Here is a 13,986-nt window from a genome sequence, read left to right on the forward strand (position 1 = left end):
TACAACTTTCCCATTCCTTTTGAGCTATACACAAAAAGCCTCTCTAACCTAGACAACATGCCGCTTCGTCGTATCGTGGCATTCTGAAATTCTATTTTCCCTATTCAAAATTTTCTCCTTTTACAAGGCTTTAAGCCCTCGATATCGAAAATTTTAATTATTTTTTCAATAAAGGTATAGCACAATTCGTTATTTTATGATATAATTGTGCTATACGTAATTCAAGGAGATAAGAAATGGCAATTCCTAAAGATATACTTGCGATTGAAAGACCAAAAAATACTATCGTAATTCGTACTAATAAAACAGAACCTCCTCGTTATGCTGTTAGGTCTAGGGTTGGTTGTATTTATGATCACGGAAGAAGAGTACCAAAGAATGGTCCTGTTATTGGCCATATTGATGTTGAAGCTAAAAAATTTATTCCTGTGTGTCCAGGTGCTAAAAAATCTTCGGAGAAAAATCACGAGATTAAAAGGTTATCCAGAATTGAAAATGTTGATATCAAAGATTGGGCTAATATTGTGTTGGCAGACCGGCTATTTAAACCAATTTTAGAAGAATTAAAGAAATTTTATGAAGTTCATGATGCGATTCAGATATACGTAATTTCCATATTAAGAGTATGTAATAAGGGGGTAAAGGACTACGAACTTCAGGAAGAATATTTAACATCTTACCTATCTGAACTTTATCCTAATGTGTCATTATCAAAAAATACAGTCTCGATATTTTTAAAAAATCTTGGTAAGGCTTTTAGTAGAATTGTCTTGTTTATGCAAAATCGCGTACAGCATGTAAACGTAGATCATCATCTCTTAATTGATGGAACTCTAAAATCCAATGAATCGAGAATCAATTCATTATCGGACTATTCGAGAAAAGCTCTAAAAAAGGGAACAAGAGACATTTCTGTCATGTATGCGTTTGATTTGGAACTTAAAGAACCAATTTGTTCAAAGTGTTATCCTGGAAACATGCTAGACCTTACGGCGTATGAGGATTTCATTACTGAGAATAACATTACTCAAGGTATTATTGTTGGCGACAAGGGGTTTCCTGCATCAAGTGCTCGTAAATCTTTCATGGACAACCCTAATTTACACTTTATTAATCCAATAAAACGCGATGCTAAAATTATACAGGAGTTAAATCTCTACGAATATGATGGTGCTTTATCAAATAATGATCATATACTTTATAGAAAATCACAAGACACTAAGTCTAAAAAATGGCTATATTCGTTTAAGGATCTATCGTTATCATCTGCTGAAGAAAAGGATTATATTCACAGAACGACCAAAAATAAAAACTTCTCTACAGAAAAATATGAGAAGAAGAAACAAGAATTCGGAACAATTGTTTTAGAAACAGATTTAGATCTATCACCTGAAATTGCCTTTAGTTCATATAATAGCAGATGGGAGATAGAGCTAGTTATGCGTTATTATAAACATGCATGTGAATTTGATGAAACCAGAGTCCATGATGATTATTCGGTAATTGGTTCCGAATTCTGTGATTTTTTGTCATCTTTGCTTACATACAAAATGATCAATCACTTTGATGAGCATAACTTATTTGATACAATGAATTATAAGAAAATAATGAAAATGTTGGAACGAGCTAAAAAAGTAAATTTACCAAATAAAGGATGGGTATTAAGGAAATTGACGAAAAACCATGAAGAACTTTTAATAAAACTAGATTTAGTTCCTAATGATGATCAAGATGTAAATGAATCTAAAGTACGATCCAGTAAATCAGCATAACAAACGATAGTGAACTATACAATTGGGAAAGTTGTACTTAATTACAAGGCATCTCATGACGAGCTTACCGGAGCATACAATCGCACGGGCTACGATCTGCTGCTTTCCAGCATGGATCTTAAAACAACTTTTATGCTCCTCATTGACGTTGATAACTTCAAAGGCATTAATGACACTTACGGACATGAAACCGGAGACAGAGTTCTGAAGAAAATCGTCGCGGTTCTCAATAAAAACTTTCGTTCCGATGATTATGTTTGCAGACTCGGCGGCGATGAATTTGCGGTGTTTATGGTTCATGCCGAGGAACATCTTCGTGATCTTGTGGCATCAAAGGTCGGTCAGATAAACCGGCAGCTCGCAGACACCTCCGACAGTCTCCCCGGGACATCGATCAGCGTCGGAATAATCCACGGCACCCAGGTAAATAACCGGGAAGATTTGTACAAATGCGCCGATGAGTCCCTTTACGCCATAAAGCGAGACGGTAAAAACGGCTATGCCTTCTATAAAGCGGAAGCATGATTGCTGTAAGGATTGCGGCGGAATGACGGCCGGAGCAATGACTGAGAAGGAATGTCGGTATCAGGCAATCAGCGATAAACCGTCATGTGTCCGCCTGCTTTCTGTCCGGCAATTGGGCAGAACGAAGAGGCCGTTCCGTCTGTTACCCGGAACGGCATAGCTTATTTCCCCGGAAAGTCCGTTTACTTTCTCCCGGCCACCCATTCCAGACCCCAGTGAAAGGCCTTATCCAGGTCGCTGTGTCCGTCGAAACACTGCACGATTTTCCCCACGCTGAAGGTTTCGCTGTTCTGATTTTCCAGAAGCGCCAGCCCGCACATGATTTTCTGCGAGTTGTACTCATCCATCCTGACGATGATGTCTTCGGCTCCCGGGTACCTGATGGTCACCCGGGCATCGGCCTCCTGCCAGTTGGCAATGCCCTCGTAGATGAAGGTGTAGACCAGGATTCTTTTGATGTCGGCCACCCGGTTCCCGTTGATTCTCAGGTTTTCGCCGGCGGCGGATTCTCCGGTGCGGTCATCCCCGTCCAGGGAAATAAAGGGCGGCTGAGACAGCGAGCCGAAGGCGTTTCCCAGAGCCTGCACGGCGCCCTTGCGGCCGTCCCGGAGCTCAAAAAGACAGCCCAGATCCAGGTCGATGCCGGAATTGCCGCCGAACAGCCGGGCCAGAAATCCTTTTTTCTGCGCCGGTCTGGCATTCCAGTTCAGGTTGACCAGAATTTCCCCGAGGCCGGTTTTTTCTGTTTTCTTAAGATTGATGCGCTGTCCCTTCTGAAGGTTAATGGCCATAATGTCCCCCGAATAATTGCGTGCCAAGCACTAGATTTTAAAAAATGTTAGCTTGAATGACAAAACTCCTTCTGGTACAGACTTAAATATAACACACATCAGTATTGAATCAATATCCACACCAAATATAAATGTGACAGAAGAACAATTTTTATACACTGTGCCGCAGATGATCCCCGTTTTCCGGGCTTTGAACGGACGCATCCGCTGGAAGATGCTGTTATTTGCTCCGGAGTCGGTTTTCCGATTTCTTTCCGGTTCGGAACATCTGGCAGCGGTATTGCGATAGCGGTATTCCGATAGTGGTATAATGTGCGGCGTTTTTGAGGCCTCCCGCCGGCGGATCCCGTTTCTGCCGGCTTCGGGACGCTTTTTTCGCATAACGCCAACTGTTAAAAATGAGGTTAAAAATGTCTGTAGCAGAAAAGGGTTTTTCCTTCCTTAAGGAATTTAAAGACTTCGCCATGAAGGGCAACGTTCTCGATATGGCCATCGGTGTGGTAATCGGTACCGCCTTTGGCAAAATCGTTTCTTCCCTGGTATCCGATGTCATCATGCCGCTGGTGGGCATGATCGTGGGCAATGTGGACTTCAAGGATCTGGCCATTACCCTGCAGGATAAGACCGATACTGCCGAAGCTGTGGTTCTGGGCTACGGCGCCTTTATCCAGACCATTGTGGATTTCACCATCATTGCCTTCGCCATCTTCATTTCCATGAAGCTTATCAACAACCTGAAGCGTTCCATCATCAAGGAAGAAAAGGCCGAGGAAGCTCAGGCCGAGCCTTCTGACGAGGTTAAGCTCCTTACCGAGATCCGCGATCTCCTTAAAGAGCAGAAGAAGTAACAGAAGAAATATTTTTTCTGTTCGTCTTGACGAACTTATAAACAGGTGCTAACATCGCACAAAGCAGTCTGAGAGCGTTGCCTGAGATGGCCGCCTCTGAGACAGCTGACAATCTGAATCTGGGAAGCTCCGGTCAGAAGATGACGGGAGCTTTTTTTATATGGACTTCGGGAGAGTTTTTTGAAAGCTATAGAAGAGAAGATCGCCGAGCTCATTGAGCCGGTTATCAGGGATCTTGGCATCGCGCTCTGGGGCATCCGCATTATCCGGAATCCCAAGAGGACGATCCTGCAGATCTTTATTGACAGGGAAGGCGGCGTTACCGTCGGCGACTGCGAGGAGGTATCCCGGCAGATCAACGGCGTTATCGACGTGGCTGACATTTTCAAGTACAGCTACTATCTGGAGGTGTCCTCTCCGGGGCTTGACAGATTCCTGTTCAATCTGGATCAGGTCAGGGCCTATCTGGGCAGATCCGTATCCCTGGAGCTTAGTCTGCCTGTAGAAAACAGAAGACGCTTCCGGGGGGTTCTTAAGAACATTGATGGCGACATTCTTGAAATTGAAACAGACGGCAAGCTTTATCAGATAGCTTATCCGAATGTGTCAAAGGCTCAGCTTGTTCCGGAATTTTAAGCTAGGGGAATTTAAAGAGGCAGAAAATGGCGAAAGAAATACTTGCAATAGTAGAGGCTTTGTCCAACGAAAAGGCTCTTGATAAGGAAAAGGTTTTTCAGGCTCTTGAAATAGCTCTGGCCACCGCAAGCAAGAAGAAGTGCAATGTGGAAGCCGAGATGAAGGCCGAGATCAACCGGAAGACCGGCGCCGCCATCATCAAGCGCCGCTGGCTGGTGGTAGATGCTCCTGACGGCATTCTGGAAAACCCCTCCCGGGAAATTTCCCTGGAAGCAGCCAGAGTGGACGATCCGGAAATCCGCCCCGGTGATTACGTTGAAGAGATGATTATCGACGAAAACACCAACAAGGACATTATTTTCGACCGCATTACCGCGCAGACCGTAAAGCAGGTGCTCCAGCAGCAGGTGCGGGAGGCCGAGAGACAGCAGGTTATCGATCAGTTCAAGAGTCAGGTAGGCAAGGTTCTTACCGGAACCGTGAAGAAGGCCGGTCATGAAAGAGTGTTCGTGGATCTCGGCAACGGCGCCGAAGCCGTGCTGCAGAGAAAGGACATGCTGCTTCACGATAACTTTTCCTTCGGCGATCACATTCGCGGCGTGCTGTTGCCCATCCGCGAGGATGCCAGCAGAACCAGCTCCCAGTTCCTGGAGCTCAGCCGCACCTCGGTGGAATTCCTGAAGGAGCTCTTAAGCATTGAGGTTCCCGAAATCGCCGAAGGCCAGGTGGAGATCGTCAGCTGCGTCCGGGATCCGGGCTCCCGTTCCAAGGTGGCGGTTAAGGCCAAGGATCGCCGCATTGACGCCAAGGGCGCCTGCGTGGGCATGAAGGGCTCCCGCATCAAGAGCGTCTCCGAGGAGCTCAGCCACGAAAAGGTTGACATCATCTCCTATGACGACGACTTCAACAAGTTTGTGAAGAACGCCATGGAGCCGGCCATGGTTTCCCAGGTCATCGTGGACATGGACACCAACACCATTATCATGGGCGTGGACGAGGAAAACTACAAGCTGGCCATTGGCACCAACGGTCAGAACGTGCGTCTGGCTCAGCGCCTTATTGCCAGAGACGGCCGCGAGATGATGCGCATCAAGGTGATGACTCTGAAGGAAATCGAGCAGAAGAGCGAAAACGAGCATAACACCACCAAGCAGATGTTCATTGACGTTCTTAACATTGATGACGATTTCGCCCAGGGACTGGTGGAGGCCGGCTTTACCAGCATTGAAGAAGTGGCCTACGTGGAGCCTGAAGAGATCATGGCCACGGTTGAGGGCCTGGACGAAGGGATCGTGGCAGAGCTGCAGGATATTGCCCGGCAGTCTCTCAAGAACATTACCACTCCTTCAGGGAACCCCCTGGATGAACAGCTTATTGAGCTTACCGGCACCAACTTCAATCAGGCCCGGGCTTTGGCCGCCAAAGAGATCTGCGATCTTGAAGGGCTGGCCGAGCTTGATTCTGATGAGCTGGCCGATATTCTGCAGATTACCCCGGATCAGGCCGGCAAGCTGATTATGGAAGCTCGTAACAAAACCTGGTTTAAGGATGAAGCCGCAAAGTAAGACAGAAATTCGAGCAGAGGCCGGAGAGCCGGCAGGATGGGACCTCGCCCCGGAGACGAAGAACCGGTTTTTGAGAGGTCTTTCGGTAAGCAACGATTTTTAAAGTGATTTGTAATATGGCAGAAGAGAAAAACAACGGAAAACTTCAGAGGAAGCTGACCCGCAATATCGGATCCAAGGGCGCTTCTTCTCCCAGCGGCGGCATTCGCCGTTCCTATGAGGCTGACGGCACCAAGATTATAGTGAAGGAGAAGCGCAAGTTTACCATCCCCACCTCCGAGGATATCGCCCGGAAGAAGGAGGAGGAAGCCGAAAAGAAGCGTCTTGAGGAGGAAAGCCGTCTCCGCGCCAAGGCCGAGGCTGAAAAGCGCGAAGCTGAAGCCCGCGCCCGCGCCGAAGCCCGGAAGAAGCAGACCGAGGAGGCCCGGAAGAAGGCTCAGGAAGCCAAGGTTCATGAAACTCCTGAAGAGCGGGCCAAGCGCCTGGAGCAGGAAAAGGAAACCATGGAGCTCCGCAAGGCTCAGGAGGAGGAAAGCTCCCGCCGCAATGCCGAGGCTGTGAAGCGGCAGAACGAAGAAGCCATGCGCATCCTGGAAGAAAACCAGAAGCGCTGGGAGGAGGAGGAAGAGGCCCGGGCTCATTCTCAGGACGAGGATGATGACGGCACCTCCCGTTACGTGAAGGAAGCCGAGGAAGAGCAGGAGCGCGAAGAGGAAAACCGCGGCAGAAGACGCGGCGGTCAGGCTCAGCAGAAGAAGATCGGCAAGCGTGACGAAGAGGATCGCGACGATCGCAATGCCCGTCATCCGGCCCAGAAGTTCAGCAGAAAGCAGCTTAAGGGCGCGGCCCGGGCCAATCAGAAGGCTCACGGCTTCAAGAAGCCCGCCGTGCAGATCGCCAGAGATGTGGAAATCGGCGAGACCATTACCGTTTCCGAGCTGGCTGAAAAGATGGCCGTGAAGGCAGCCGAGGTGATCAAGGTGATCATGAAGCTGGGTGACATGGTAACCATCAATCAGGTCATTGATCAGGAAACCGCTCAGGTAGTGGCCGAGGAAATGGGCCATAAGGTCATTATCCGCAAGGAGAACGAGCTGGAGGAACAGGTGCTGTCTGACCGCGATATGGCCAGCCATGCCGAGCCCCGGCCTCCGGTGGTGACCATCATGGGCCACGTTGACCACGGCAAGACCTCGCTTCTGGACTATATCAGAAAGTCCAAGGTAGCCTCCGGAGAAGCCGGCGGCATTACCCAGAAGATCGGCGCCTATCATGTGAAGACCAAGAAGGGCGGCGTTATCACCTTCATTGACACCCCGGGCCATGCGGCCTTTACCGCCATGCGCGCCCGCGGCGCCGCTGCCACTGACATCGTGGTGCTGGTGGTGGCCGCTGACGACGGCGTTATGCCCCAGACCGTGGAAGCCATTCAGCATGCCAAGGCCGGCAATGTGCCCATTGTCGTGGCCATCAACAAGATCGATAAGCCGGACGCCAATCCGGAGCGGGTAACTCAGGAGCTGCTTTCCTACAGCATCGTTCCGGAAGAGCTGGGCGGCGACGTGCAGTTTGTGAAGGTGTCCGCCAAGAGCGGCATCGGCATCGATGAACTGCTGGACGCCATTTCCCTGCAGGCCGAGGTGCTGGAGCTCAAGGCCGTCAAGGACGGCATGGCCACCGGCGTGGTTATCGAATCCCGTCTGGACAAGGGCCGCGGCCCTATCGCCTCCGTGCTGGTCAAGCAGGGCACTCTTAACGTGGGAGACATTGTGCTCTGCGGCATGGAGTACGGCAAGGTGCGCGCCCTCAGAAACGAGCTGGGACAGGCGGTTAAGAGCGCCGGCCCTTCCATTCCGGTGGAGGTGCTGGGTCTTTCCGGCGTTCCGGTGGCCGGTGACCAGTGCACCGTTGTGCGTGATGAAAAGAAGGCCCGCGAAGTGGCCAACTACCGCCAGGGCAAGTTCCGCGATGTGAAGATCGCCCGGGAGCAGAAGCTCAAGCTGGAGAACATGTTCAAAGAAGGCACTGAGAACGAGCTTAACATCGTGCTCAAGGCCGATGTGCAGGGTTCTGTGGAGGCCATCAGCGACTCTCTCATCAAGCTGGGCACCGATGAAGTCAAGGTCAGCATTGTGTACAAGGGCGTGGGCGGCATTACCGAAACCGATGCCACGCTGGCTGCCGCTTCCAATGCCATTATTTTGGGCTTCAATGTCCGCGCCGATTCCAGCGCCCGCCGCTTCATTGACGGAAACAGCATCGATGTCCGCTACTACAGCGTGATCTACGATCTTATTGATGATGTGAAGAAGGCCCTGAGCGGCATGCTGGGATCTGAAATCAAGCAGCAGATCATCGGCATGGCCGAGGTGAGACAGGTGTTCCGGCATCCCAAGTTCGGCCAGATCGCCGGCTGTATGGTTACCGAGGGCACTGTCAAGCGCTCCGCTCCCATCCGGGTGCTGCGTGACAACGTGGTTATTTTCACGGGCGAGCTGGATTCCCTCCGCCGCTTCAAGGATGACGTAGCCGAGGTGAAAAGCGGCAACGAATGCGGCATCTGCGTGAAGAACTACCAGGATGTGAAGGAAGGCGACCAGATCGAGGTGTTCGAGAACATCGAGGTCAAGCGCACCCTTGAATAAAGCAGCTTGTTTTGTAAGTAAATCCGTTATTTTAAGTAACCGTTATATGCTGAGAGATTCCTTCCGGGGCTGAGTTCCCGGAGGATCGTGATAATAAGAAGGGGCCATAGGCCCCTTTGGAGTCTGTTTTTTCAATTAACTGAAAGAGAAGATAATTAATGGCAAAAGAATACAGCCGGGCTCAGCGGGTGGCTGAGCAGATGAAAAAAGAGGTAGCCGGCATTATCATGCGGGAAATGAAGGATCCCCGGGTGAAGATGGCTACGGTGAGCGATGTCTGGGTTTCCGGCGACCTCAAGTATGCAAAGATCTACGTAACCTTTCTGGACAATGACCCCGCCGCGGTGACCAAGGGGATCCGGATCCTGAACAGGGCTCGGGGCTTCTTCCGCACCATGATCGGTCAGGCCATGCAGCTTCGCATGGTACCGGAGGTCAGCTTTCTTTATGACAAGTCTCTGGAGGAAGGCTTCCGGATGTCCGGTCTGATTACCGAGGCCGTGCGGCATGATGCCGAGCTCCGGGAGGAATCCGGACCGAATGATGACAGCGCGGATGATGACAATATAAGTCAGGATAACAGCAGTGAGGTAGCAGAAAACAGCGATGCCACGACGAAATAAGAGGGAGATAGACGGCGTTCTTCTCCTTAACAAGCCCCGGGGAATTACCTCCAATGATGCCATGATCCGGATCCGAGGAATTTATCATGCGCAGAAGGGCGGTCATACCGGAGCTCTTGACCCTCTGGCCACGGGAATGCTGCCCATCTGCCTGGGGGAGGCTACCAAGTTTTCTCAGTTTTTGCTGGATGCGGACAAGACCTACCGCGTTAATGCCTGCTTCGGGATCCGCACGGATACCAGCGATTCAGACGGCAAAGTCGTGGCCCGCTCCCGGGTGAATTTCAAAGAGGCGGATCTGCTGGCGGCTCTGGATAAATTCCGGGGCAAGCAAAAGCAGGTGCCCAGCATGTATTCTGCTCTCAAGTATCAGGGCCGGCACTATTACGATTATGCCCGGGCCGGCATTGAGATCCCCCGGGAAGCCCGGGACATCGTGATCTATGATCTCAGGCTCCTGTCCTTTGACGGCGTCAATGCCCTGATGGAGGTGCGGTGCTCCAAGGGCACCTATATTCGTACCCTGGTGGACGACCTGGGAGAATATCTGGGCTCCGGTGCTCATGTGACCATGCTGGACCGGCTGCAGGTGGCGGACTATCCCCGGGAAAGAATGGTTTCCTTCGAGGATCTGGACAGAATCCTTAATGATTCCCACAGCGAAGGGCATACCGCTTTTGCAGCCCTGGATGCTCTCCTGCTGCCTCCTGACACCGCGGTAAAACGGCTCCCGGAGATCTTTCTCAACGAGGAACAGGGGAGACGCATTATGCTGGGGCAAAGGATCAAGGTGCGGCCGGTTAACATGCTCACCACGGATCTCCAGCCTATCCGCATTTACATCAAGGGCGGCGAAGGCGATCCCGTATTTGCCGGTGTGGGGGATATCCGTTATGACCTTCTGGCTCCGAAGCGCCTCATGACCGGGGTTAAAATGGATCTCACGGATTTTCTCCGGGAGGACGGCTCGGTAGCCAATCCCATGGAGCCGGCTCCGGAATAATCGGTTATTATTGTCCGGCGCTGCGCCGCCGCAGAAAATGAGAAGGGGATTCCCGCGGGGATCCCCTTTCGCATTTTATGCCGTACCGTGCGCCAGAAGCCTGGCGACAGTTTCCAGATGCTGCTCCAGCCGGCCCCGCAAAAACGTCATGACGCCAGTTAAGGACTGCACCTCCTTGCGGGGGCTCCTGTTGAATTCCGGGCGGGGCTTAAGCTCTTTCAGAACCTTCAGGGTCAGGCCGGACAGCGCCTCGCAGTTTCTGAGATAGTTTCTGTTCTTTATTTGCAGCTGATCCCGGCCATAATCCAGATCGAGGCGCCAGGGTCGCTGGTTTGCTGTTCCCCGGTGTTCCCTAAGAGCCCGATCCCCTAAAGCGGCAATACCGGTATTATCAAAGGACAGAGACGATACAAAAAACTCTGTCAGAGGTTCTCCCTCAGCCTTTTGGTTCTTACCGTAACTCGCGGTAATGCTCATAAAAAGCGTCTTGCAGTCCTTCTTCCATTCCCCGAAGGCGGTCTTGTTTTTGACTGCGCTTATGGGAAGCGCCGTCACGGTTCTCTCTTCGATTATTCCGGTGCCGAGTTCTGTTTCAGATTCATGAGCTTCTCCGCATTCCCGGACCAGAAGGGGATCGCGAAAGGCGTTCTGGATGGACTTGAGTAACGATTTTTGGTTATCCTTAACGGCTATAACATAGTCCCCGCCCTGTCTCATGATGGCTTCCGCCACGCTTCTCGTTGCGCCGAGAGCGGCAGCGGTTACGACAGTTCCTGCAAGGTCAAGCATCTCAATTGCGCGGATGCAGGTCTTGTTTGCAATATCCCGGGGTGAGATTTCGTTCATTCCCAATGACAGGCCATGGACTGAATCAGACAGAGTTATATAGAACAGCTCCTGAGGGAAATTCTTATCATCATTGGCAGCTTCCGGAAATTCCTGTCCGGAGTCAGGCGCCGCTGCTCCCTACTGTTCTGTCAGAACCCGGGAAAACCGGCTCAGGATGTCCTTTAAATCATCCGCCGTGATCAGGCTTAAGATACGGTTTATCGTATCGCAGGAGATCCGGTGATCCGGGAAGTTCGGGATCAGCTTCTTCAGGTTTTCCAAATTAATGTCCCAAAACAATTCCGCCTTCCCGGCTGAATCAAATCCGCACAGCCAGGCCGGCATGATGGCAAATAACGTCGGCGCTAACGGGTAACGAATATTTTCAGGAGATCCGGAGTCCTTTGCTTCTGTTAATTCGCTCATCTCGGTTATAGCATCTGATAACATAATTTTTGCCCTTGATTTAGGATGAGGGGAGGTGATCTTATCTTGCGTCACAAGAAAGGGTTCCCGTAGGAACCCCTTCGCATTCATAAGCCGCAAACACTATTACATAAACATGGCGTTGATCTTCTGGAAATAGGATCCCCAGAGCGCCGGATCCGAGATGTACTTCCATTCCGGAGAGTTTTTCATATTGTCGATTTTGTCCGTGGCTTCCTTGAGACGATCCTTCAGGTTACGCAGCAGGCTCAGGAGATTCTCTTCGGTTTCGTCGGCCTTGGGGAATTCCACGGGCTTTTCAATAGCCTGATCCAGAAGAATGTTCATTTTGTCAAAGTAACAGTTTTCCCAGCAGGTGACCAAGGAATCCCTTATGGTATGAAAAAATTCTTCATCCTCCGGAGCGATCAGGGGCGCGTGGGTGCGGGCCACGCCGGCAGCGCACTGAGAGTTCAGGAGCTGACTCTGAATGGGGTTCAGCTTCTTCCTTTCCCCGATGGCCTTCATGGCCGAGGTGGCGGAGCGGTTGGCATCGGTCAGATTGACGTAGCAGAAGCTTTTGGTTTCCTCGGCGTCCTTCTTCATGGCGGTAAGCCGGGGCATTTTGACGGTCTTAAGCTCGTTAACGGCGCTTTCCTGATCGGTGATCTTAGTGTGGAGCTCCTCCATCTTTTTGGTAAGATCGCCGCTGGCATTCTGATCCGCGCAGTTCTTTAAATTATCCTCAAGAACGGCGTATTCTTCCCGGAGCCTGTCCAGTTCCTGAGTGAGTCTGTTCAGCTCTCCCTGAGCAACGGTGAACTCCAGCGTGATCTTGCCGGCTTCCTGAGAGGCCTGATCATACTGATCCTGCATGGCCTGAGCCTTGGCATTGGATTCTCTTATCAGTCTTTCCTGTTCGAAGCGTCTCTTCATAAAGAACATGGAGGCGAATTCGTTTTCCCGGGAGATAAGCTCCATGATCAAAAGGTGGGCATCAATGAGCAGAAAACGGCGGTTGCGATCAGGGGCGTTCAGGAGATATGTCCGGAGGTTTTTCTTGATGAGGGAAAAGCCGGTGATGAGGGCGGCGAAATCACGTTTCCGGTAAAGATCAAACAGATCCGGAAGATCCTCCGGGCAGTCCTGCTTGTTTCTTTCGGTAAAGTCCTGAATAGCGAGAATTTCCTTTTCGATAAAGCTGTCTTTGAAGATGTCGTTAATGTTGCTCATATTGCTGCATCCCTGCAATCCCTGCATCTGTTGTCGTCCGGACGTGATCCCGGTTAAGGAGGTCAGACCGCAACCATTACCCGGTAAGATTTTGGCACGGGAGGAGGCCTGATGTCTATGCGGAGAAGGGCATTTTGGGAAGTATGACAAAGTATTAAGCTAAAAACCGGCTCGTAAAGCGGCATTGCGGCGCCGGAATCGTTCTCGAACTGTTACGGAGCCGGGGCAAAAATGGCGGAATTGGCCCTTTGGGGATTTTTTATTCCCTTTTGTCGTCCCCATGATCCGGGAAAACGTCTTTTTGCCATTCCGGTTTGCTCAGCCGGTGGTCAGATCCCGCCGTGACCCGGATATGTGCTTTACTGGCGTATGGTTTAATGAATTTTATAAGATTCACGTGATTGATGCTTTCCCAGACGCGGCGGATCTCCCGGATGACATCAGGTTCCGTCAGGCCGGCGTATCTGGAAAAGAAGCTTTGCGGGGAGCCCCGGTTATTTCTGATAATGCTGAGGCAGCGTTCCCGGTGCCAGCTTTCTGCCAGAGGCTCCGGAACGTCAATGTAGATTGAAAGGTCGGCATAGTCCAGAGGGGCCCTGATGCCCGGAACGCCGTATTCCTCTGCCGCCGCCAGGAGGTTCACCCCCTCGAAGATCATAATATCGGTGTCTCGGGGGATTAGCTGCCAGTCATCCGGAAGCCGGTCGTAGACCTTATGGGAATACCGGGGAGCCCGGATGTCCGCGGCTGCGGCTCTGACTTCCTTAAGAAACTCCTCCATGTATTTCGCGTCATAGGATACCGGGAATCCCTTCTGATCCATAAGATTATGCTCCTGAAGCCAGGCGGAGGGGTAAATAAAGCCGTCGCTGGATACCGTTTCCGTCCGGAGTCCGATGGCGCCCAGCAGCCTTTTCAGCATGAGGGCGGCGGAGGTTTTTCCGGAACTGACTCCTCCTGCGATTATGACGATAAATACTCCGGAACCCTCCTTCTTAGCGCGGAATTCCTGAAATTTCCGGAGGACAAGAGCGGCCAGGGGAAACAGGCTTTCTCTGATAAAGTCAGCGGTGAGACGGAGTCCCTCCGGG

Annotated in this window: 13 protein-coding genes; 8 read left to right on the forward strand and 5 right to left on the reverse strand. The window is 51.1% G+C overall.

Features of this window, described 5'->3' with window-relative positions; all coding sequences use genetic code 11:
- Nucleotides 1–236: 236 nt before the first annotated feature.
- Nucleotides 237–1,772 carry a transposase gene (locus tag ACJROR_RS13420; RefSeq protein ID WP_406547545.1) on the forward strand — a complete coding sequence of 512 codons (1,536 nt, stop codon included), beginning with the start codon at nt 237–239 and terminating at the stop codon, nt 1,770–1,772.
- 9 nt (nt 1,773–1,781) lie between these two features.
- The gene (locus ACJROR_RS13425; RefSeq protein WP_406547546.1) at nt 1,782–2,297 is read left to right on the forward strand and encodes a GGDEF domain-containing protein; all 516 of its coding nucleotides are present in this window, start codon (nt 1,782–1,784) and stop codon (nt 2,295–2,297) included.
- 182 nt (nt 2,298–2,479) lie between these two features.
- Here the strand turns inward: ACJROR_RS13425 and ACJROR_RS13430 are convergent, their stop codons facing one another.
- Nucleotides 2,480–3,088 (reverse strand): TerD family protein, encoded by a 609-nt coding sequence (locus ACJROR_RS13430; RefSeq protein ID WP_406547547.1) that lies wholly within the window; start codon nt 3,086–3,088, stop codon nt 2,480–2,482.
- 410 nt (nt 3,089–3,498) lie between these two features.
- Between ACJROR_RS13430 and mscL the strand changes: the two genes are divergently transcribed.
- From mscL to truB, 6 genes are all read left to right on the forward strand, one after another.
- On the forward strand, nt 3,499–3,936 hold the full coding sequence (mscL, locus tag ACJROR_RS13435; protein ID WP_406547548.1) for a large-conductance mechanosensitive channel protein MscL: 438 nt from the start codon (nt 3,499–3,501) through the stop codon (nt 3,934–3,936).
- 180 nt (nt 3,937–4,116) lie between these two features.
- Nucleotides 4,117–4,572, forward strand: a complete 456-nt coding sequence (rimP, locus tag ACJROR_RS13440) for a ribosome maturation factor RimP (RefSeq protein WP_406547549.1) — start codon at nt 4,117–4,119, stop codon at nt 4,570–4,572.
- A 26-nt stretch (nt 4,573–4,598) separates the two neighbouring features.
- On the forward strand, nt 4,599–6,137 hold the full coding sequence (gene nusA / locus ACJROR_RS13445; protein WP_406547550.1) for a transcription termination factor NusA: 1,539 nt from the start codon (nt 4,599–4,601) through the stop codon (nt 6,135–6,137).
- A 116-nt stretch (nt 6,138–6,253) separates the two neighbouring features.
- Nucleotides 6,254–8,782, forward strand: coding sequence for a translation initiation factor IF-2 (gene infB / locus ACJROR_RS13450; protein ID WP_406547551.1), 2,529 nt, complete (start codon nt 6,254–6,256; stop codon nt 8,780–8,782).
- Between the two features lie 158 nt (nt 8,783–8,940).
- Nucleotides 8,941–9,405: a 30S ribosome-binding factor RbfA gene (gene rbfA / locus ACJROR_RS13455; RefSeq protein WP_406039686.1), complete on the forward strand. Its 465-nt coding sequence runs from the start codon at nt 8,941–8,943 to the stop codon at nt 9,403–9,405.
- Nucleotides 9,389–10,408: a tRNA pseudouridine(55) synthase TruB gene (gene truB, locus ACJROR_RS13460; protein WP_406039684.1), complete on the forward strand. Its 1,020-nt coding sequence runs from the start codon at nt 9,389–9,391 to the stop codon at nt 10,406–10,408. Before rbfA ends, truB begins: the two co-directional genes overlap by 17 nt.
- 75 nt (nt 10,409–10,483) lie before the next feature.
- Here truB and ACJROR_RS13465 read toward each other — a convergent pair whose 3' ends face one another.
- From ACJROR_RS13465 to ACJROR_RS13480, 4 genes are all read right to left on the reverse strand, one after another.
- Nucleotides 10,484–11,302 carry an ISAs1 family transposase gene (locus ACJROR_RS13465; protein ID WP_406547555.1) on the reverse strand — a complete coding sequence of 273 codons (819 nt, stop codon included), beginning with the start codon at nt 11,300–11,302 and terminating at the stop codon, nt 10,484–10,486.
- A 72-nt stretch (nt 11,303–11,374) separates the two neighbouring features.
- On the reverse strand, nt 11,375–11,662 hold the full coding sequence (locus ACJROR_RS13470; RefSeq protein WP_406547552.1) for a transposase family protein: 288 nt from the start codon (nt 11,660–11,662) through the stop codon (nt 11,375–11,377).
- Between the two features lie 126 nt (nt 11,663–11,788).
- Nucleotides 11,789–12,895 (reverse strand): hypothetical protein, encoded by a 1,107-nt coding sequence (locus tag ACJROR_RS13475; RefSeq protein WP_406547553.1) that lies wholly within the window; start codon nt 12,893–12,895, stop codon nt 11,789–11,791.
- A gap of 259 nt (nt 12,896–13,154) precedes the next feature.
- Nucleotides 13,155–13,986 (reverse strand): hypothetical protein (locus ACJROR_RS13480; RefSeq protein WP_406547554.1); only part of this gene is annotated, 832 nt, incomplete at its 5' end.

This window comes from Succinimonas sp. (assembly GCF_045225735.1).
GTDB lineage: Bacteria > Pseudomonadota > Gammaproteobacteria > Enterobacterales > Succinivibrionaceae > Succinimonas.